We start from the raw sequence: 19,462 nt of genomic DNA, 5'->3' as shown, positions 1-19,462 counted from the left end.
TCCGGTTCTCAGGCGTCCCTCCTTTTTCCCCGCTCGACGCACCAGGCCACCGCCAGAAGCATGAGGGTGCCAATCGAACAGAGGATCAGGGGTGATAATGCGGCACCCGCAAAAAACAGGATCACAAATCCACCCAGTCCCACCAGATGCCAGACAGACCACCTGGACGTCACAATCCATCCGTAAATACAGCTTCCGGAAAGATAGAGGATCGGCCCCGCGATCATGACAGAAAGCGCGGGGCCTGACACGGCCTCAAGGGGATTTTCCAGAAGGATATCCATACCCACAGCCGTCACGATAATGCCGGCGATGAGGATGGCATGAATATAATGAAAATACGCTCCCAGTCGGCCGGGGTCGGAAGAATGCTTGATGGCATGTTCGGCCTGCCTGATCGAGGTGCCGAAATAAAGCCACCACATGGCGACCGTACACAGGAAGCTCACACAGAACCCAAGTAAAACCGGCGCTGTCCACTGCTCTGCCCGCGCCATGGACAATCCGGAAGCCATGATGGTCTCGCCCAGCGCCACCATGACGAAAAGCTGACATCGCTCCACGAGATGGCTGCCCGAAATCGTCCAGTCGGACGTACGTGACCGCCCGAGAAACGGAAGCCAGAAGCCGAGCATGGGAGAGACGTATTCGCACAGAACTGCCATGCTCCAGAACACGAGACGCAGGTTGGAAGAGTAAAATGCACCAATGATCCAGAATGTACTGCTGATCAGGTTCCAGACAAGAATCCGCTGATAATTCGGGAGGAGCGCATGGTTGCGGGGCAATCTGCACACCACAAAGGCTGACCTCCCCGTCTGCATGACCGTGTAGCAGAGGGCAAAACTCAGCCCTCTTGCTCCGAATGCCTCCGGGGCAGCCGCGCCACATAAGAGAGCAAGCGCCATGGATGCAAACAGGACACAACGTAACGAGGCAGAGCGTGGGTCGAACCAGTTGGTGATCCAACCCGTATACTGCCATCCCAGCCAGGCCGCGAACCACAGAACAAGCGTCTGGAGGAAGCCCATCCCACCAAGATGATGCAGCAGCCCGTGACTGATCTGGGTAACAAGGAAAACATAAATCAGATCGAAGAACAGTTCTTCGGTCGTAACCTCAACCTGCCCGCTCTCAGGCTGCCTGAGAAACGAATAGCCTGCCCTGTTCTGAAAAATCACTGCAACATCCTGCCTGCAAGCATAAACCCAGCCCTTAAACTATAGATCAATGGCAGGCTTGTCCTCTGTAACTCACGGGAAAGAAGAACAAGGGTACATCCGCACTACGGAGACGATTCAGCCGCAAGTTCTGCTTCCGGGCCCGGAGACTGCGCCAGAACTCCGCTGCCAATCCATGCCGTCAGCCCCGCAAGGAGAGACTGCATGTTGCGCTGCGTCTGTTCAAACCCGGCGCCAGGCTTGAGCGTCGCGGTATTCAGATAAAGGGATCGGCAGATCTCCAGTTGGACGGCATGAATATTCTGATTGGGGCGCCCGTAATGCTGCGTAATATACCCGCCGGCATAGGGAACATTCCGACGAACGGAATACCCCAGGCTTCCGAGCATGTTTTCAATCATGTCCGGCAGACCGGGAACGCAGCTTCGGCCATGGACGTCCCCCAGCACGATATCGCACGATCGCGCATAAGGCAGTCTGGGCATGGAATGTGCTTCCAGAAGAATGGCATAGCCGAAACGCGCCCTCATTTCGCTCAGGAGCGCCGCAAGAGCCTCGTGATAGGGCAGCCATGCCGCGGCAATCCGGTCCTTTATCTCCGAGAGATGAAGGGGCTGTCCGTAAACCTGCCGTCCCTGCGACACATAGCGCGGAATAACCCCGAACCCCGCCTTGACCTTGGCCGTGAGCAGGACCTCGTCATCGGGCGGTGGCGGATCAAACATTTCCGCATCCACTTCGCGCCAGTCGCGATTCACATCGCACCATACACGGGGAAACTCGGCGCAGATCAGCGTCGCGCCGAAATCAGGTGCGTTTTCAAACAACCGATCCACAAACCGGTCTTCGCTCTGCTGCAGTTCATGAAAGGAGAGCGAGGCACTGTCGAGAAAATCCGATGGATAATTCCGTCCGGAATGCGGAGACGAGACAAGCAGAGGAATCGCAGTATTCCGCGGTCGATTCACTCTGAAGGACGTCAGTGGCACAGGAAGTTGCATATTTTTTTCATATTTAGTCCCACAGGGGGTTGCAAGGTTTTCCGGACACAGCTAGAAACCGCCTCACCGGACCGGGGGCGCATAGCTCAGCGGTAGAGCACTACCTTGACATGGTAGGGGTCACAGGTTCAATCCCTGTTGCGCCCACCACTCGGTCCGGTAAGAAACCCCTTGAAAATTAAGCATCTTTTCTGCGACGCCGCTATCGATTTGTCAGATCGCGCGCTTCGGACAATGTCGCCTCATGACGGGGGAAGCCACTCCTTCGCGAGCAATTCGGTGCAAAATCCGTGCACCCTTCACGGCATCGTGGCCGCTCATGCGAATCGACCGAGGATGGCTCAGCCACCGATTCCGAGCCATTCCATGATCTCATCCCGATAAGCGTCCGGCATCACCTTGGCGTAGCGCGTCACCGTTGTGATGTTGCCCCATCCCCCGTCAGCCTTGAGACGCATCAGATCCTTGTGCAAACAGTATTGCCAGCTCGCCCATGTGTGGCGGGCATCATGCGGGGTGATGTCCGGGACGAATACGCTCTTCGGTTTCTCCTGCCCCTTGGGTGTCCATACGCGCATGTGCCCCGGCAGACCCGCTTTGCGACACGCCACTGACCATCCGGACTTGATCTGGCCGCCGCTGGTCCGCCCGTTTTCCGAATAGGCCTCCCCGATCTCCCTGCCCTTCCCATTTCTCGACTTCCGAGCACGAACAGGACGAAACACGCGGCCATCCCGGTTCGGGAGAGAAGCCAGTGATTCGCAGACACGGGGTGGCAGATCGATATGCCGCTCGTTCCCCTGCTTCTGCCAGACGACAGCCCGTTTCCCCTTCAGGTCGACGCAGGCCCAGTCCAGTTCGAGAGCCTCTGACATGCGGGCACCGGTTCCGAACAGGAAGACCAGCAACGGCTTCAGGTGCGGTGCCGCGTTATCGATCAGGTCCGTCACCTGCTCGGGCCTGAGATAAACCGTCCGGCTCATCGGAATACGCGGCTTGTCGAAGGCCGGACGCTCGCACCACCTCCGGATAGCGGCAAATTCTAGGACAGAGCGCAAAGGCGTGAGAACGGACCTGACTTTTGTGGCAGGACTGGCCTCGGCACCATCGCGCAGAATGTGCCGATAAGCCTGATCGAGCGCGGTCTGGTCGATATCTGCCAGGCGCGTGGTGCCGAAATGGTCCAGCAGACGGCGAAGATAGGCCTTTGTCGCTTCGGAACGCGGCTCTGCCTCGACATAGGCAGCGACCGCATGAGCGAAGGTTACGACGGCCCGCTTGCCATAGATGCTTTCCTGCCAGAGTTCGGCTTCGCGCTTCGCCCTGTATTCTTCCGCCTGGTGGGGGTCAGAAGTTCCTGAGCTTTCATAAACGCTCTGTCCTTTGACGGTTCCGCGAACGTAGTAGGTTTCCGACCGGCCGCGTTTGAAGAGTTTGAGGGGCATTCCAGGCTCAGTAGCAGGCGTTTGAAATCCGCCGGGTAAAAGATGATTCGGTGACCCCAACGACGATGCGTCGGACCACCATGAAATTCCTTCACGCGCCTCAAGTGCGCATGGAGCTTTGTGCGCCCAACACGGCCTTTGAGACGCGTCAGAACGTCCTGAAGGGTCAGGGTTTCTTCGAGAGGCTCACTCATTGCTTGCTCCTTTCCCGACAAGAACCGCATCCTCGGCAGCCGTGATGGCTGCGTAAGGCGTGGCGCTCTGCGCAATGTGCCGCTGAACCAGCGGGATAATTTCTGCTGACCAGAGGAGCATCTGCCGGGAGCGACGGCCCTTGATCGGCGCATCTTCCAGCCGACTGTATGCCCGGCCCGCTTCTGTTGCCGTCCAGGGATTGTCGTCACTGGCGGAGCGATCCTGCAACCCCATGGCGAGAAGCGTCCTGTTCAGCCATTGGGCGGACTGCCACCCTTCCCGCTGCGCCAAGATCGCTGACGGTGAAGAATGCTTTCTGCGCCGGGCTTTCAATCCGCTGGATGTCCATCACCTCAAGGGGGTTAACCCCATGCAGACGCTTGACAGCATGCGAGGCGTGAATGGCGGCCTGCGCATCGTCCAGCTTCATCAGCTTCGCGATCCGGCGCATATCCGCAAAGGTACGCCCCATCCCGGCCAGTTTCGGCTGAGGAACTGACGAGACCGCAACCGGGCTGCCCCCGGTTTCCAGCTCCATCCAGCGCCGGACGACCTTGAGCCGGAGATCCGAACGGTATCCGGCAACGAGCGTGATGGTCAGGTCCTTGGGGAGATTGTAGCAGCGGTATTCCTGGCCATTCTGCTCGTTTCGATAGGTCTCCTCAAAGTTGAGGAGACCCTCTCCAACGTCGTTCAGCATCTTCTCGATGTCGCGGACGACGTTATCATGACGCTTCCCCGTCACCTCCGCGATCTCGCGGCTGGACATGGTGAGCGATTGGGTCTGTGCGAAAACATCCGTGTTCATGCTTCAACTCCCATGGCGGTCATGTGCTTCTCGCGAGCCAGTTCGGTCCGCCGGGAAGCCGCTGTCTCGATGAACTCATTCAGGAATGTCCGGACCTGCACGACTGAGTAGCCGCGCCGTTCCCAGTTTGTGCCCAGATCGGTCATGGTCTTCCGCGCTGCGGCGAGAAAATCTGCGTCGGTCGCGTGCCGGGCCTGTTCTGCCACGAGCCTGCCCTGCATCCCGGCTGTGAGCGCAGGAAAGTCCAGGCGCGGCAGGCATTCAGAGATATGCCGCAGGCTCATGCCGCACCGGCCGTCTTGCGGACGAGATCGCGGATCAGCGTAGCGAGCAGAGGACGTTCGATCTCCGGGCTGTCTTCGGGCAGCATGACGTCCCAGCTGCCATTCATGAAGACATCGTAGGCCGCTGCCTTTGCTTTCAAACCAGCTTCGGTCTTCGCAGGAATTTTCTGGAGCCTGGCCGCCAACTCATCACGTTCAACACCAATCGTGGCGTTGATCTCCTCGTCCCCCTCATCCCATGCAAGCGCATTGATCGCGTCCTGCCAGGCCTTCTCCACACGGCAGAAATCCTTGCAGACCTGGAGAAGCTCGGCGTCGATATGATTGTCGGCCCAAATGACGCGCAACGGACCAGTACCCCTCATGGGGGTCTTGACGGCACGCGCACTCAGCCACCATTCGCGCCTGGCCAGGTCTTCCACGCGGGTCGGAATACCAAAGGCCGGACCACGCGTGATAATCATCTCCTGAACCACGGAGCGGAGAGCGTGAGGTTTGATGGCATCGAGCTTTTGCAGCAGGGCAGCATCGCCCTGCCCTTGCTGAGCGTAGATTTCTACAAGACCCTGCGGCGTCAGACGGAAGGCATGCTTCTTCTCGATCGCCAGTTCGACCAGATACTCCTCGTAATGGGGCATCCAGTCCGGTGTTTCTCCCGGTGTCACGCAGAAGGCATCCGCGCCGAGTGAGTCGAGATCCTGCCCGAAGATTCCGGCTGACAGACCGAGCAGACGCACCAGCCGCTCGGTGTTGTTCATGGCATCCGTCAGATCGAGGCCGGCTGGCCCCATGCTGTTCCGCATGTCAGAGATGCACACCATGAGTTCGACCAGTATGTCGGCCGGGCTCTCGATGTTTGGAGGAGTGTTCAGGATCTCGTCATAGAGATCGGCCTGTTTTTTATCGAGAATGTTGTATTCTTCGTCGCTGATGCTGCCGGGTTCTTCGTACTTCCTGTTGTCTGCTCCGTAACATTCAGCGCAGGCCTTTGCATATTCCCGGCCGATATCGGATGCGAGCCGCGGGCTGCTGCCAGTCAGAGCTGCGTCGAGCTGATCTTCGATGACCGGGCGGACAGCGTCAGAAGCCGTGGTCTGGGCGCAGTTCGGGCGCGTGGTGGTTTCAACCATTTTCAGATTTCCTGTCTTTATTGGCCGTTGAGGCCGGTTTGTTCAGTCTTCGTCGTCAGGTATTTCGCCGAGTGTCATCTCGAAAACGGTGATGAGCCCGACTGCGAATTCCAGGCCATGTCGTTCCTCGGCGATAACAGCCAGATGCGATGTCACGGTGGCGATCGACAGCATCTCGGGCGGCAGGTTGTCGGGCGTGCCGGTTGAGGCCATCCAGCGTGCAAGCTGGTCAATCACATCCGTCACCATAGCCTTGACCAGTTCAGTCCTGCCGCCGCTCGACATGGCTTCGGCGCTCATGACAGCCCCATCGTGAGCCGGGCCATCATGGAAAGCAGCGGGCGGAGAAACACCAGCAGAGCAGCTGGGGCGAGAAAGCTTGCGGCAATGAATGCCAGATCTTCAAACGTGGTCATGAGACCTCCGTGGGTGCAGTCACCCCGTATGGTAACCATAACGGTCACCATTAAGTCAATATATAAAGTCCCCGTATAGGTGACTTTCTTTGACGGGAAGGCGCGGAGCCTCTCTCACCCCTTCCCGCCTGTGCTGTGTGGAAGTGCTATCCAGCCGCCCGGAAGTCATCGAGCACGGACTGAACCAGCTCGAACCCCTCGCCCAGACCGTCCGGCCACAAGGCCTGCACGGCTTTCAGCTTGGCGTTCCGGCCCGAGGCCGTCCTGGCCGGCAGAGCTGCGATCTCGTCCATGAGCCGGACGTTCTCGCCTGCCAGACTGTCCGCATCCAGCGTCTGCCCACCGTCATACAGCCGGTCCCAGTCCGCATTCGTCGTGCAGAACCGATCGCACTTGGCAATCAGCGCCGCGTCTGGATTGGGCTGGGCCTGCTCGATCTGGTCCAGAGCCATGAGAGATGGCGGGACGACCGATCCCGAAGAGACATGTGCCATCATGCCGCCTCTCCCTCATCTCCGGTCCGAAGATGCGCGCCGGGCACAAGCCGGGCCAGCTTGACCAGACCCTGGGCCGTGATGCGGACTTGATCGGCCGCCTTCTCCGTGCCGTCCGGACGGACGATGATCGTGGTCTTGTGCGTCAGGTCGCCGGCGTTGATGCGCTTCTGATAGGCCTGCCGGTTCGCGCTTCCGGCCCGCTTGTAGGTCCACTCGTTAGTGTCCATCCAGCGGAACAGCGTCTGCGGACCGACCTGGAGTTCCTTGGCCGCCTCCGTGCCGTTGAACGTGCCTTCCAGCCCGGCAATGCGATCCAGCGCATCCGCCTTCGGCTGAACCAGGGCAAGCTGGACCTTCTGCTTCTCGACCACGCTCTGAAGTCCGGCCAGCGCCCGCAGCGCGAGCTGCTCAGGCGTTTCAGGCGGCGCGATGGTGGCGGCTTCCAGCTCCATCCAGCGACGCACGATCTTCAGGCGAAGGTCAGAACGGTATCCGGCGATGAGAGTGTAGGTCAGATCGCGGGGGAGATTGTAGCATTTCCGCTCGGTGTTATCGGCCCCGAGATAGCTGCCCTCAAATTTGAGGACAGCTTCTCCGACGTCCTTCAACATTTTTTCAATGTCTCGAACGACATTGTCGTGGCGTTTCCCTGTCAGCCCTGCAATCTCGCGGCTCGACATGCTCAGAGGTAGGATTTCGTTTCCACTGGAAACGGGCAATCCTTTCATGTTACCTGTCAACATAACAGTGTAATCCTTAATTCACTGATGAAAGGCATCGGACTTGCTTCCTACGGCGGGGTCCGGTGCCTTTTCTTTTTCTCGTAGCTCTCGCATAATCGCCGAGAACTCCTTGTTCATGCTTCGATCATGTCGTCTGGCGCGATCCTCAAGATACTGACGGGTCGCCTCGTCCATGCGAAACGTGATCGTTGATGTCGTCACTCTTCTCCTTCCGTGAAGTCACTATGACTTCATACTCGTGAAGTCAGAATGAAGTCAACTGGAATGCGCGAGCATTCTGAATTATCCTTGAATCATGTCTGACGAATCTCGATCCACTTTCACTCTTAGAACGTCGCGCGAACTGCTCGATCGCCTTAAGGCGGCGGCAGAAGAGCATTCACATTCAATGAACGCGGAGATCGTGCAGAGGCTGAACTGGACACTGGAAGGCGGCAGATCTGGATTTGATCTTCAATCGCCAAATTTTGTTTTTGGCCTTATTAGAGGGGGCGTCGAAAATCCCCCGGAAGAAGCTATTGAAATAACGGTTAATCCTGAAGAAGCAGACTTAATTGCAATGTACAGGAGTATGAGTTACGAGGCCAAAAGAGCTGTGTATTCCATGTCAGACATTGTTGCCGACAAAACTGCCTCCATAAATGATAAGATGACTGACGAAATTGATAGTTGGGGCGCATCTCGGGATTTAACTCGTCCTGAGGCCATTCGTCGCCTCATTCAGAAGGGTCTGAAATCTGATAAGTCCCCTTAACGATCGCTTTCAAACTTTATCGTGTTACGGGTCATGAATAAACCTGCCCATCAAGTAGTACCTTAAGATAAACTATTCAGAAAAAAAATCGACAGAGCCAAGGGATGGCGGTGAAGCTAATGGACCTTCTATGAACTCTCCCAATCCTCCAGTGAGACATCATTATATTCCTGAGTTTTATCTGAAGAACTGGTGCCAGAGGCAGGAAGATAACCGTTTGGTTGAGTACAAACGGCCCGGACCCGGACAGCCTGTGCATTCAGCATTTAAATACCCAAAACAAGTCGGATTTGAAAAGGATCTTTATACTATCCCAGAGTTTGACCCTGATCTCCGCACTTGGATTGAAGATCAATTTATGGGGCAGGTGGATAGTTATGCCGCCCAGATTCAGCAGGTAATGATTCAAGGAAAATCAACTCTCAGCCATGAAGATCAGGTCCACTGGGCACGCTTCATGATTTCCTTAATCCACCGGAATCCAGAAAAAGTTGATTTCCTACGAAACAGTTGGAAGAAAATTTACTCTGAAGGGCAAAATGCATTTCGCCCACCTCTTCCAGAAGGTCTCCGTGATATTTCAGAGGATATCTACACGAAAATGGAAGCAGGTGAATTTGTAAGGCTCTTTACCAGAATAATAGACAATGAGAAGGTAGGAACAACGCTCCTCAATATGAGCTGGCATGTATTAGATATTCATAAAGGCGATCTTTTGACATCCGATCGCCCTATATTTAGATCAAAAAGTCTCACAGAAAAACATGCTTTTATGGCTTTATCCCTTAATCCGAAACGTCTTCTATTATTGGTTAATAGAAGAAATACATTTGACAAAATTATATCTCACTGGGACAAAATAGCATCTGATTACAATAACGCAATTGTAAGACAATCGTGTAATTATGTTTATGGCTCTCATATAAATCATAAGCGCTTTATCGAAAATCGGTTGGGATATGGCTCTCCGCAGTTTATAGGGGGTTCCCATTAAGAGTAGTGTTTCAACTGGTCTTGTACATTTAATCCAAAGCCCCAATAAGCGCCGCTCCCAGAGAAGCATGGGGCCGAGCGCCTAATGCCTGCAGTTCACACACGAGCTGATTGTACTCTTTCTGAACGTCTGCACCGCCCTCTGCTGAGGGAGCTAACGCAATCACCTGCTCACCGATAAGCGAAATCTGCTTCTCACGCACCTTCCCCTCTTCGAGAGGCAAAACACTGCTGCCATCTACGACATAAGCCAGGGTGTACGGATGATCTCATCCCTATGGTTAAATCCTTGTCTTAGTTATCTTTTTTAGAGCCAAATAAACATCAAAAAATGCGGCGAAATCCATTACGGAATTATGCGCAATTCATATTTCTTGACTCGAATCTAATGTCACTGATTGGGTTACATTAGAGGAGAGAATTCATGCCATATTTTAAAAGCAACACGCATTTCGTCCAAAATAACCATGTTAATTTTGATGCTTCTAATGCCCGTAGCCCTGGAGTTCCGTCGCCTGATGGGGGAATATATCGATGCACTGGATGCGGCCATGAAATTGGGATCGCTAAGGGGCACGTCTTACCTCCTCAAAACCATCATCAACACAACAATTATTTGACCCCTATCCGCTGGCAGTTGGTAGCCGCCGCGATCGAAAAAGGCTCTCCTTGAGGGAGCCTTCCAATGCCGACACACACGCACAATTTCGTTGCATCTGAAGCGATCTCTCACGCGACATACAATGATACATCACGCGTTCTGACGATCACGTTTCGCGACGGCTGGAAGAGTTACGCTTACTACAACGTACCACCGTCAGTGTGGATTGAGTTCATACATGCCTCATCAGCAGGCCGTTACGTTCAATATCATATCAAACCATACTACAGCCTACGAAGGTGACCGGCATCTGCGGCCACCCATACAAAAAGAAACCCGGCCGGAGCCGGGCGCGGGTTAGGGATTAAACCGAGGCGGAAGACGCGAAGGGATGAAAATTTGTATCCATGATTCTGCCCCTTCAGGAATATCTCCCGCACTAATCCCTGCCAATTTCGGCAGCCCATTCTTTTTAGTGTCTATCATTTGGGATTCTATACCCATGTTACTGAACAGGCGCGTATAATTGAATGCATCATCCATATCCTTGGACGCAAGAACTAACGAATTCACTTCTATTGTCGAAAAATTATATAACTTAAAAACCTTAACTCCAGCATCATTTAATGAATTTGCAATTGAATTGGCGTAATATAAAGCCTCAGGATCTCCATTTGGTATTCGAAAAACTACATTTCTCGGATTCTCTTTTGCAAAATCCCGAAGGGATTTATACTGTTTTTCATTGAGTTCACGCCACTTTATGGAGTTTTTCACTATTTCACTTTGCAACCTTGCTTCCGAAGCATTTTTTTCTGCAATAGCAATTTTCTTATCATTTTCGGCATCTAGGATAGACTGGCAAGCAAATGTTAATCCTGCTCCAAGTCCGGTTAAAACTCCAAATATAACCGAAGATATCGTTACAATCTTAATAAGGGATTGTGCTAGTTCTGGAGAAATAGTGATAAGGTTTGTTAACATGCTCATAGCCTTAATCATCGTTGCGTTTTTCGCTCTGATCGGAACTGCATGGGTTTCGGCTGTGATATGGCATGCAAACCGAAAAAGATTTGACCTCAAATCTTAGAATAAAAGATGTTGTCTCTTTTCCGTATCCGGGTTCTAACAAGACAGTTCATGAGAACTAAGCCTTCGGGTTCGCCTGATAGCTCCGCACGACAAGCGCCTGGACCACCAATGCTTGCACGCCCGCCTGATCGTGACTATCCGGCGGCGGAAGCACGGCGGGGGTCCGAAAGGCTGGATCCCCGCTCTTCGGCCGGAAGTCTCCCCTATTTGCCCCCATACTTCCAAGTCCACTTCCAATGACGCGGCCGGTGATGCAAGTGTCTGAAAGCTTCGGCGCATGTTTCATCATGTGGCTGAATATTCCAGCCTAAAGCTAGCTGCGCAACCACTTTGGTAACTTCAGAATATTTTCTAGAGCGTCGCTGGATTTCCGTCCCCCCAGCTATCGAAACCGCCCCGCCAAAAACTGCCACTTCCAGTCTGCCCCATAACCCGCTGGTTCGAGAGAACTATGAGCGGAGAAGCATCCTTTGAGCTTCTCTTCGATAGTCGCTCTACGCTTCGCGCACTCCACCTTGCGAACGTCAGTCATAAGAGTGCCGAGATAGATCTCGATGCCGGCCTTATTGGCGAGCTTGCGCATCTTGTTGAGATCGCGCTCCAGTTTGTCGCCATAACGGTCGCGCTCGTCGCAGATCTTCAGTTCAATGATCGCAAACGGCTTTCCATCACGATAAAGGGCCGCGTCTGCTCGTTGTGAGCCAAAGGTATCGATCACGCTCTGGGTAATCGGAAAGCCGAGTTCTCGCAGGATGAGGTCGTAACGCCGCTCAACATGACACTGCAGCCTGAACTCATCATGCAGTCCGATCGCGATCTGCCCGCCCAGGAAGATCTCCGGAATCTCGTTGTCATTCCTGATGCCGGAGATGTCGCGGTACTTTTTGACGGCTGCGGCGCCGTAGTTGGCGATGCTCTGGCTGTAATCCGCGTTTTCACTCGTCATTGTACCTCCCCTGCTTCGTTCTTGCCGGCCTCGCGCTGATTGCAAAACCACAATCAGCCGACATTCCGGTAATTTGACGTAACCACAACAGAGTCATCCCGAAAATGATCTCACCCCTTGGAGAGGCACATTTCTGTGGATTAATCGCGCGGTTAATTCCCGGAGCAATCACTGCTCAGGTCTGAGCAGTCCCCCGCCCTGGCGGTCTCAGCCTTTGAGCTTGTCCATGATGCGCGCGAGGATCGTGGCACTGGACGGGCCGCCTATCCCGATGATGAGGAGGCTGATGCAGAATGAGTTTGCAAAGCCCAGCCATTCACTCGCCATGGCCGCGGGAATGGATGCCAGCGCGATGATAAAGGCGTTACGTTGGGAGCGCCTCTGCTGGGCGTGTTCCTCTACAATCTTTGCTGCGGTCTGATCGGCGGCGGCCCGTTCCATCGCGTGACGATGAGCCTGCTCCTGCTCGTCCCGAGCATGGCGCCAGTGTCGCTCCTCATCGATCGTATCGAGGACGCGATCCTTGACGTCTGGCATGCCGCGCCGAACGTAATCTTCGAGCATTTCTGCTGAGCTGTAGGGGCTGCTAGAGGCCTCTATAGTCGCCGAGATCCTCGCGATGAGAATGTCTGGCGAGGCTGTCAGATCAATTCCGAGAGCTGCCTGGAGGAGTTCCACATTCTCATGTGGCACAGGAACATTGTTGTTCCCGGTTTTCCCAGGCTTAGGCGTAACGGGAGGTTTTGCCATTGGTCCTGGTGAGTGCGCGCATTTCGAAGATGCGGCCTTCACCGCGGATACGGTCCTGCATCAGGTTCTGTCGATCCTGAGCGAACCCTCCGGAAAACGACATGCCACGGACCGCATACGTCACAGGCTTTGTATCAACCTGCGGGTTGGGGTCCAGAGCGCGCGAGGCCCCGATAATCGTGTTTCTCAGGGTTTCACTCCGAAAAAGACCTGCCGCGGCTGAAGCAACATGGCGCTTTACCAGTCTCTCCATTTTCATGACGGGCCTCCCTTTGATCAGATCAGAGATATAATCCTCTGTGCGTTCAATGTCACCAATTTGTTCCCCTGCGTACAGAAGAGTTTAGGTCCAGGACCACTTTCCAACGACCTTGCCGATAATGGCGAGAGCAGCAGCCGGACGCTCATAGGGGCTGTAACGCTTGCTGGTGGCGCTGACCCGGACTGTTGCAGGCATGCTCCCCACGAGAGGCTCTAACTGCCTCAGTGCGATCCCTGCCCCATCCCAGAGCAGATAAACGCCGGCCGGTGACGGCACCTTGTGGGCAAAATCGATCAGCACGCGGTCAGTCGGCAGATAATCGGGTGTCATGGCATCGTCAGAGACGCGGACGAAGCCGAGTTCCGCGCCTTCGCCGGCATGAGCCCGCACCATCTCATGCGGGAGCGTCCAGTGGGCCAGAACCGTCAGCTTTTCAACGGGGGATTTTCCGTCCGCTTCGGCAAGATCGTATTCCGGAATGGAGATGCTGGGATGGAGTGCCGGCGGAAGCCCGCTCTGGGGTGCAGGAGCCAGGCGCCAGTCCCCTTCCATGAGTTCCGGCCAGGTCACGCCCAAATGTGGCGCCAGACGTTCCGCCCATTCGCGGGACATCTTCCGCTCGCCTTTCCGGAGCTTGAAAATCTGCTGCTTCGACGTGTCCGCCCGCCGCCCCAGTTCCGGGTCGGTCAGGCGTGCACGGGCCATGAAATCGGCCAATCTGGTCGGATGATCAGTCATGACACGATTGGTAACCACTTCCGGTGACCGTGTCGGTAACTAATTTATTGACCGAACAGTCCCCGGCATGGTTGTGTGTGTCCATGACCCTAGACGAATATCTGAAAAAGCACGAACTGACCGATGCGGAATTCGCTCGGCAGTCCGGCATCAACCTGCGCAAGATTGTTGGGGACTGGCGGCGGGGAACGCGTCGTCCGGACGCTGAAAACATGCGCAAGATCCTTGTTTACACCAGCGGGCGTGTGACGCCGAATGATTTCATCCTGTCGAAGGATATGATCCAGCGATACCTGGGTCAGTAATGGTCGGGGGCGGCTCCCATTTCCTGCAGCCTGCTCAACAGGTCGAGCAGGGTTTCGACGGTCTGGGCTGTTGGCCTGATCGGCGGAACCGGCAGGAGTGTGGGCGACAGGATGATGCCGCTGAGCCGCGTCGTAAGACGTGCGGCCGGAATATACTCGTAGATGCCGGCCTGGGCTCTGAGCTGGGCAAGTCCAAGCAAAGTTGCGTCGATACAGGCGAGCAGCTTTTCCGCCCCCGATCTCTGATCTGTTCTTTCTTCACGCTCCACCTCTGCTCCTTCTGTGCGGTTTCAACGGGTCTGAACATTCCCAAAACTGCAGGAGGCCAAGGCCAATGTTGTGGAGCATCTCGTCCAAAGGCACGAAACCGCCGGTTCAGAGTGAAGCGGCCATGAGCGAAACCGTTCTCGAAGACTATGCGTCCCTCGTTTCCCAGACTGTCGAAAGCCGGCGGAAAGGGCGTGGTCTCAAAGCCGCGATTTACGACGCATCGCGTATTCTCGGGCTGACGGAACGGCGTGTTCGTGCCTGCCTTTATCGCGAAATCCGCTCGGTCAAAGCCGCTGAATGGCTGTCTGTCCGTGCGCGTTTTGCGGCTCATCTGGAAGCTGAGGAACGTCGCTACGTTGCCGAGGCTGAACTGCTGCGCGCCCGCATCAAGGCGCTCAGGAAAGAGGCTGCATGATCTGGAAATGGTTCTGCCGGAAGATGGCGTTCTACTGGAAGTGGGTTGCCCGCTGCCGTGCCGACAAAGCTGCATTCGCCCTTGAGAGGGCTGAAGCCTGGAACAGGAGAGCTGGCGTATGAGCGTGCAGGCAATGACATGGGCCTGGGCCCAGACGGTCGTCACGGATCCGTTGGCGGTCAGCGTCCTGCTGGCATACGCCAACTTCGCCACGCCCAGTGGAGAGGACTGCTTTCCCTCCACCGAGGTGATCGTTCAGATGACAAAGCTGAGCGAACGTACCGTGCGCAAGAAGGTCGATGATCTGATTGCCGCCGGCGTCATGGAAATGGGCGATCAGGAGATCGTCCGGCTCAAGATCGCACACGCTGGTCGTCGACCGGTCAATTACCGCCTGCGGATGGACATTCTGACGCCTGATGATGTGCCTCCTGCTGACTCCATTTCAGGGGTGCAGATCGTGCAGGAAACAACCGGCAGGGGTGCATCTCACGCCAGTCAGGGGTGCAGCTCAGGTAGCTTAGGGGTGCAGCTCACGTCATTTAGGGGTGCACCAGCTGCACCCAAACCCATATATAACCCAAATAAACCATCCAAGACCCCAAACCCCCTACAGTCCCCCGCTGCTTCCGAAGCCGCTTCGATGACTTTTCGCGAGCAGGACGACGACGGCAAGATCCGGACCGTGAGCCTCGACCTGCCCTCATGGCTTCCGGCCGAGGCGTGGGGCGGATACCTCCAGACCCGCAAGGCGAAGAAGGCTCCCCGAACGGTCCGGGCCATCCAGGGCGTTCTCCGCAAGCTTGAGGCATTCCGGAGCGCCGGCCATGACGTCGAAGCCATTCTCGACACCAGCACCGAGCGCGGCTGGACCGGGGTGTTCGAGCCGAAAGGCAGCTTTCCTGCCAGTGCTACGCCGAAGCGCCAGAGCTTTGGCCGATCGCTCGAGCAGCATTTCGCCTCGCCGGAGTTCGACGGACGATGAGCCAGAGCCTCTCCCTCGCCGTTCGTCCGCATTCCGCGCTTCTGGCCCAGCTCATCGGGCAGCATGATCCGGATCCGCCCCTGTGCCGTCAGGTCCACGAGGAAGCCGTTCAGGCGCTGGCCGACATGCGGCGGTCGATGCGTCCCGGCACACCTGGCGAGATGGGCGCCTGGCTGACGCGGCTGTGCAAGTTCGTGGCTAATCCGCCAGCCAGCGAGACCGATTTCCGCGACGCCGTGGCTGTAATTGCGGAGATCTGTGCCGACCTGCCCCAGGGCGTGTGGGTACGAGAAACCCGGGTATCATGGCTACAGAAAGGCCCGGATGCTTCAGGGCGCATTCCCGGCAAGTTCTGGCCCTACCCGGCCGAGCTGTATGCCCATCTGAGCGGCTATGCCGCGGCAATGGAAGCGCAGTGTCAGGCGATCGAGCGGGTCATCCAGCAGCCGGCTCTTGCGGCCTATGCCACGGCACGCCGGAACTGGGCGGCAGGCGGTCATGAAGGTCCAGCACCGAAGCGTGAGGATTTCATTCCGGAAGCCCGGGATGTGAGGGTTTCCCGATGAGTGAAAATCTCCACGGACTGCTGCAGCCGCCCCAGCCACCTGCGCTGGAAAACATCATGGCCGAGCGCGGCGTTCTCGCGTCCATCATGCTTCGCAACGCCGATTACGACGTTGTGGCCGACATCCTCAGGCCCGAGCATTTCGCCGCCAGATATCGAGGCGAGATTTTCCGGATCTGCGGGGATGTAATCCGATCCGGGAGACTTGCCGATCCCGTGACGATCCGAAACGCCCTCCAGGCCAACGAAGTGGTTTGTGAGTATGGGGTCGAGAAAGCCCTGATCGAGACCATGGAAGGTATGATAGCTGCGCCCCACAGCCTGATCCGAGCCTATGCCCGCGAGATCGTGGACATGGCGACCAGACGGGGCATTCGGGATATCGCAAGCAGCGTCTTGTGGGGCACCAACGAGTTTGAGGGAGACACGGCGTCCTCGATCATCAGCCGCATGCAGGAGCAGCTTCAGGGGCTGGCTGCTGGCACGGACGGCACCCGACAGGCAAGAACTGCGAGTGCGGCCACCGATGCGCTGTTGGCCGAGACAGAAGCATCCTGGAAAGCCGGGAATTACCTGTCCGGTCTCGACTGCGGGTACGAGACGCTGAACAAGCGCATTCGCGGCTTCCGTGCTGGTGCGATGTATGTCATCGCGGGCCGACCAGGCATGGGTAAGTCAGCCCTCGGGATCGGGATTGCAACGCGCATGGCGATTGCGGAGGGCCGTGGGATGTATTGGTCTGGCGAGATGCCAGCCGAGGAACTGATGGGTCGCGTGGTCTCCGCTCGATGCGGCCTGACCCTCGACACGGTGCTGACTGGCATGTTCGACGGCCCCAATGGTCCGGAGCCCGTGTCAGGCACGACCATGCAGCGGATTGTTCAGGCCGGTATGGAAGCCAAGAAGCGTATTCAGCTGGTGATTGATGACCGCGAAGGGCTGAGTGTCCAGCAGATCGCTATCCGTGCGCGACGCATGGCGCGAGAGCCTGAAGGCCTGAAGTTCATCGTCATCGACTACATCGGGCTACTGCGCGGCAGCGATGCCGTGCGCCGCTCGGGAAGCCGGGTGAACGAAGTCACTGAGATCAGCGGCGAGATTGCCCGCATGGCGCGCGAACTGAAAGTTCCCGTCATAGCCCTCTCCCAGCTCAACCGGCAGTCCGAAAACCGGGAAGACCGACGGCCGGGAATGTCCGACATCCGGGAGAGTGGTGCAATCGAGCAGGACGCCCGCTGCATCCTCGGGGTGTATCGCGAGGCGCATGCGCTCCAGTCCCGGATCGGAGCCGACGGCAGCGTAGTCCGGAACACAAACGAGAGCGACGCCGTCTATCAGAAGCGGGCAGCAGAATTCGACGCCAATCTCGAGCGGTCGCGAGGCAAGGGCGAAGTCCTGATCCTCAAGAACCGGGGCAGCAAAGGCGGGATCGTGGATATGTGGTTCGACGGACCAACGACCTGGTTCCGGGATCAGGGGGAAGATGAGAGAGGGCCGGCGTGGTGATTCACGTCCCATCTCTGAACTCTGTAGCTTCTCGGGCGCTTAAAAAGTAAAGGCCGCCAAAAGAGAGATCATGCGTTTCATCATTCCTTCACTTGCCGCACTCTTCCTCGCAGGCTGTTCTGGCAGCCAGCATAGCCAGCCGTCTCGTGAGACAACGGCAGCCTGCATGGAGTATCAGTCCATGATGACTGCTCCCATGCCGCCTGAGGCCATGCGCAGGCTCCAGAAAGCTTGCGCAGCTTCCACCCGGGACAGAGGTGAGTAATACAGACTTTTCTTAAGGACGAAGCCTTAAGAAATCCACGGATGTTGGAACTGCCAGCAGGCAAAAGCATGATGCCGGCTTACCGCACGCCTTTACCAACCTTGAGATGGGTCTGTAAGCCCTGGTTCAGCAGCATGGATACAAATCTTTCAGGTTATTATTCTGGGTTTTGAAATATATTTTATAGTTACCGATAATTTCCATATGTATTTATAATGTTCTTATATGGGAATATATTGTAATAATGGAGTGTTTTGATTTTTAATTCCCTAAAATTCAGCAAATATAACGTTCATGGAACTTTCCACGTCAAAACGATAAGGCGCGGACATGAACGTTGCGGAGCCGAGTGTTCATGCCCCCTCTGGGAATATGAAACCTGCCTGGATGGATCCACTGTGGCAGGATGCCTGGCTCGGGGTTGCATCGCATCTGAGGCGAGATGACCGGATTTTGCTACCAGAAGGAAACTGGCCGGTTGCGGATGTGGCTGAAATACGGACCTATCGCTATGTCATTGATATCGCTGATGCGACGGTTCTGTTTCTTTATAAGGCACGCATTGCAGGCATATCTCACGCCGTTCTCAAAAAGATCTATGCAACTTGGCGACCGGTTTTTGCCAATGAAGTTTTCGCCTGTTTCATGCAGCCTCGCCGCTGGGAACTGTTTCGTTTAAAGGGGCGTCCGGGCCGGCATTATCAGGTCATTCAACAGTATCTGAATGCGCGAAAGCTCCGACGTTGCAGTGAGACGATCTTTTTTACCCATATTCCCAAGACGGCTGGTACGTCTGCATGGGAAGCCATCGCGCGTTCGGTGCCGTCCAAGGTCTATTGCGAAAGTTACGAAGCTCTGGTCCGTCATCCTTTGGTAGCGGCCAATTTCGATCTTGTCGGTGGTCATGTGCCTTTGCAGATCCTGGTTCATTCGGCCGCGCCTAATGATCGTTTTGCAGGCGTATTGCGAGATCCACTTGCGCGCTTCCGTTCAGCATTCCTGCACTCTCGACGCATGAGCGAAGATCCAAGAACTTTCACTGATACCATGCGTCTCATGCGGGAAACCTCTCTGACGGATTTCCTGTCCCATCCCGATGCAAAGATGGAAGTGTGTCAGCAGACCATCATGCTGGGGTTCGCCTTTGATGATGTTTATGGCTCCAAAGTGGAGCAGGAGATTTTCGATCGTGCCCGTGTTGCTGTCGTAAGCTCCCGGCGACTGACGCCTTGCTGAATATTTCTGGTCTGGTTCAGCTATGAAGCATGAACGATTTAAGAGATAGTGACGCGGTACTACCTGCGAGTGTCGCAGG

At 55.9% G+C, this 19,462-nt stretch carries 26 protein-coding genes and 1 tRNA gene; 10 read left to right on the top strand and 17 right to left on the bottom strand.

The window, feature by feature from the left end; all coding sequences use genetic code 11:
• Window positions 1–8 precede the first annotated feature (8 nt).
• Window positions 9–1,181 carry a low temperature requirement protein A gene (locus HKD31_RS12940; RefSeq protein ID WP_194265444.1) on the bottom strand — a complete coding sequence of 391 codons (1,173 nt, stop codon included), beginning with the start codon at window positions 1,179–1,181 and terminating at the stop codon, window positions 9–11.
• A 104-nt stretch (window positions 1,182–1,285) separates the two neighbouring features.
• Complete coding sequence (locus HKD31_RS12935; RefSeq protein WP_338085582.1) at window positions 1,286–2,149, bottom strand: N-formylglutamate amidohydrolase; 864 nt, start codon at window positions 2,147–2,149, stop codon at window positions 1,286–1,288.
• A gap of 108 nt (window positions 2,150–2,257) precedes the next feature.
• Here HKD31_RS12935 and HKD31_RS12930 point away from each other — a divergent pair.
• Window positions 2,258–2,332 (top strand) — tRNA-Val (locus tag HKD31_RS12930).
• 191 nt (window positions 2,333–2,523) lie between these two features.
• Here the strand turns inward: HKD31_RS12930 and HKD31_RS12925 are convergent.
• The 9 genes from HKD31_RS12925 to HKD31_RS12885 all read right to left on the bottom strand — a co-directional run bounded on the left by HKD31_RS12925 (window position 2,524) and on the right by HKD31_RS12885 (window position 7,901).
• A complete protein-coding gene (locus HKD31_RS12925) occupies window positions 2,524–3,627 on the bottom strand; it encodes a tyrosine-type recombinase/integrase (protein WP_194265442.1) in 1,104 nt (367 codons plus the stop codon).
• A gap of 186 nt (window positions 3,628–3,813) precedes the next feature.
• Entirely contained in the window at window positions 3,814–4,056 is a 243-nt protein-coding gene (locus tag HKD31_RS12920) for a hypothetical protein (protein WP_194265441.1), read from the bottom strand.
• Window positions 4,028–4,630: a Rha family transcriptional regulator gene (locus HKD31_RS12915; RefSeq protein WP_194265440.1), complete on the bottom strand. Its 603-nt coding sequence runs from the start codon at window positions 4,628–4,630 to the stop codon at window positions 4,028–4,030. Before HKD31_RS12915 ends, HKD31_RS12920 begins: the two co-directional genes overlap by 29 nt.
• A complete protein-coding gene (locus tag HKD31_RS12910) occupies window positions 4,627–4,914 on the bottom strand; it encodes a hypothetical protein (protein WP_194265439.1) in 288 nt (95 codons plus the stop codon). Before HKD31_RS12910 ends, HKD31_RS12915 begins: the two co-directional genes overlap by 4 nt.
• Window positions 4,911–6,044: a hypothetical protein gene (locus tag HKD31_RS12905; RefSeq protein WP_194265438.1), complete on the bottom strand. Its 1,134-nt coding sequence runs from the start codon at window positions 6,042–6,044 to the stop codon at window positions 4,911–4,913. The genes HKD31_RS12910 and HKD31_RS12905 overlap by 4 nt, the downstream gene beginning before the upstream one ends.
• 42 nt (window positions 6,045–6,086) lie before the next feature.
• The gene (locus HKD31_RS12900) at window positions 6,087–6,344 is read right to left on the bottom strand and encodes a glycosyltransferase family protein (protein ID WP_194265437.1); all 258 of its coding nucleotides are present in this window, start codon (window positions 6,342–6,344) and stop codon (window positions 6,087–6,089) included.
• Window positions 6,345–6,606: 262 nt separating this feature from the next.
• A complete protein-coding gene (locus HKD31_RS12895) occupies window positions 6,607–6,957 on the bottom strand; it encodes a hypothetical protein (RefSeq protein ID WP_172493346.1) in 351 nt (116 codons plus the stop codon).
• A complete protein-coding gene (locus HKD31_RS12890; RefSeq protein WP_228120705.1) occupies window positions 6,954–7,637 on the bottom strand; it encodes a phage antirepressor KilAC domain-containing protein in 684 nt (227 codons plus the stop codon). Before HKD31_RS12890 ends, HKD31_RS12895 begins: the two co-directional genes overlap by 4 nt.
• A gap of 81 nt (window positions 7,638–7,718) precedes the next feature.
• Window positions 7,719–7,901 (bottom strand): Arc family DNA-binding protein, encoded by a 183-nt coding sequence (locus tag HKD31_RS12885; RefSeq protein WP_194265435.1) that lies wholly within the window; start codon window positions 7,899–7,901, stop codon window positions 7,719–7,721.
• A gap of 94 nt (window positions 7,902–7,995) precedes the next feature.
• Here HKD31_RS12885 and HKD31_RS12880 point away from each other — a divergent pair, with 94 nt between their 5' ends.
• The 3 genes from HKD31_RS12880 (at window position 7,996) to HKD31_RS16370 (ending at window position 10,351) form a co-directional block, all read left to right on the top strand.
• Complete coding sequence (locus tag HKD31_RS12880) at window positions 7,996–8,454, top strand: Arc family DNA-binding protein (protein ID WP_194265434.1); 459 nt, start codon at window positions 7,996–7,998, stop codon at window positions 8,452–8,454.
• 130 nt (window positions 8,455–8,584) lie between these two features.
• Complete coding sequence (locus tag HKD31_RS12875; RefSeq protein ID WP_194265433.1) at window positions 8,585–9,448, top strand: DUF4238 domain-containing protein; 864 nt, start codon at window positions 8,585–8,587, stop codon at window positions 9,446–9,448.
• A gap of 684 nt (window positions 9,449–10,132) precedes the next feature.
• Window positions 10,133–10,351, top strand: coding sequence for a KTSC domain-containing protein (locus tag HKD31_RS16370; RefSeq protein ID WP_194265432.1), 219 nt, complete (start codon window positions 10,133–10,135; stop codon window positions 10,349–10,351).
• 54 nt (window positions 10,352–10,405) lie between these two features.
• Here HKD31_RS16370 and HKD31_RS12865 read toward each other — a convergent pair whose 3' ends face one another.
• The 5 genes from HKD31_RS12865 to HKD31_RS12845 all read right to left on the bottom strand — a co-directional run bounded on the left by HKD31_RS12865 (window position 10,406) and on the right by HKD31_RS12845 (window position 13,836).
• Window positions 10,406–11,050, bottom strand: coding sequence for a hypothetical protein (locus HKD31_RS12865; RefSeq protein ID WP_194265431.1), 645 nt, complete (start codon window positions 11,048–11,050; stop codon window positions 10,406–10,408).
• A gap of 472 nt (window positions 11,051–11,522) precedes the next feature.
• The gene (locus tag HKD31_RS12860; RefSeq protein ID WP_194265430.1) at window positions 11,523–12,086 is read right to left on the bottom strand and encodes a hypothetical protein; all 564 of its coding nucleotides are present in this window, start codon (window positions 12,084–12,086) and stop codon (window positions 11,523–11,525) included.
• A 207-nt stretch (window positions 12,087–12,293) separates the two neighbouring features.
• The gene (locus HKD31_RS12855) at window positions 12,294–12,623 is read right to left on the bottom strand and encodes a hypothetical protein (RefSeq protein ID WP_194265735.1); all 330 of its coding nucleotides are present in this window, start codon (window positions 12,621–12,623) and stop codon (window positions 12,294–12,296) included.
• A 187-nt stretch (window positions 12,624–12,810) separates the two neighbouring features.
• Window positions 12,811–13,095, bottom strand: a complete 285-nt coding sequence (locus HKD31_RS12850; RefSeq protein ID WP_172493339.1) for a hypothetical protein — start codon at window positions 13,093–13,095, stop codon at window positions 12,811–12,813.
• Window positions 13,096–13,179: 84 nt separating this feature from the next.
• Complete coding sequence (locus tag HKD31_RS12845) at window positions 13,180–13,836, bottom strand: XRE family transcriptional regulator (RefSeq protein WP_194265428.1); 657 nt, start codon at window positions 13,834–13,836, stop codon at window positions 13,180–13,182.
• An 83-nt stretch (window positions 13,837–13,919) separates the two neighbouring features.
• Between HKD31_RS12845 and HKD31_RS12840 the strand changes: the two genes are divergently transcribed.
• Complete coding sequence (locus HKD31_RS12840) at window positions 13,920–14,141, top strand: helix-turn-helix domain-containing protein (protein WP_194265427.1); 222 nt, start codon at window positions 13,920–13,922, stop codon at window positions 14,139–14,141.
• Here the strand turns inward: HKD31_RS12840 and HKD31_RS12835 are convergent.
• Window positions 14,135–14,410, bottom strand: a complete 276-nt coding sequence (locus tag HKD31_RS12835) for a hypothetical protein (protein ID WP_194265426.1) — start codon at window positions 14,408–14,410, stop codon at window positions 14,135–14,137. The two genes, HKD31_RS12840 and HKD31_RS12835, sit on opposite strands and share 7 nt — an antisense overlap.
• A 122-nt stretch (window positions 14,411–14,532) precedes the next feature.
• On the opposite strand from HKD31_RS12835, the gene HKD31_RS12830 reads away from it, so the two are divergent.
• The 5 genes from HKD31_RS12830 to HKD31_RS12810 all read left to right on the top strand — a co-directional run bounded on the left by HKD31_RS12830 (window position 14,533) and on the right by HKD31_RS12810 (window position 19,383).
• The gene (locus HKD31_RS12830; protein ID WP_194265425.1) at window positions 14,533–14,826 is read left to right on the top strand and encodes a hypothetical protein; all 294 of its coding nucleotides are present in this window, start codon (window positions 14,533–14,535) and stop codon (window positions 14,824–14,826) included.
• Between the two features lie 118 nt (window positions 14,827–14,944).
• On the top strand, window positions 14,945–15,811 hold the full coding sequence (locus HKD31_RS12825; protein WP_194265424.1) for a helix-turn-helix domain-containing protein: 867 nt from the start codon (window positions 14,945–14,947) through the stop codon (window positions 15,809–15,811).
• Window positions 15,808–16,377 (top strand): hypothetical protein, encoded by a 570-nt coding sequence (locus tag HKD31_RS12820; protein ID WP_194265423.1) that lies wholly within the window; start codon window positions 15,808–15,810, stop codon window positions 16,375–16,377. The genes HKD31_RS12825 and HKD31_RS12820 overlap by 4 nt, the downstream gene beginning before the upstream one ends.
• On the top strand, window positions 16,374–17,882 hold the full coding sequence (locus HKD31_RS12815) for a replicative DNA helicase (RefSeq protein WP_194265422.1): 1,509 nt from the start codon (window positions 16,374–16,376) through the stop codon (window positions 17,880–17,882). The genes HKD31_RS12820 and HKD31_RS12815 overlap by 4 nt, the downstream gene beginning before the upstream one ends.
• A 595-nt stretch (window positions 17,883–18,477) precedes the next feature.
• Window positions 18,478–19,383: a sulfotransferase family 2 domain-containing protein gene (locus HKD31_RS12810; protein WP_194265421.1), complete on the top strand. Its 906-nt coding sequence runs from the start codon at window positions 18,478–18,480 to the stop codon at window positions 19,381–19,383.
• Window positions 19,384–19,462 lie beyond the last annotated feature (79 nt).

Source organism: Gluconobacter potus (genome assembly GCF_015244705.1).
In the GTDB taxonomy this organism is placed as follows: domain Bacteria; phylum Pseudomonadota; class Alphaproteobacteria; order Acetobacterales; family Acetobacteraceae; genus Gluconobacter; species Gluconobacter potus.
Note: the sequence above shows the minus strand (reverse complement) of the source record. Positions and strands in the feature narration are given on the sequence as shown.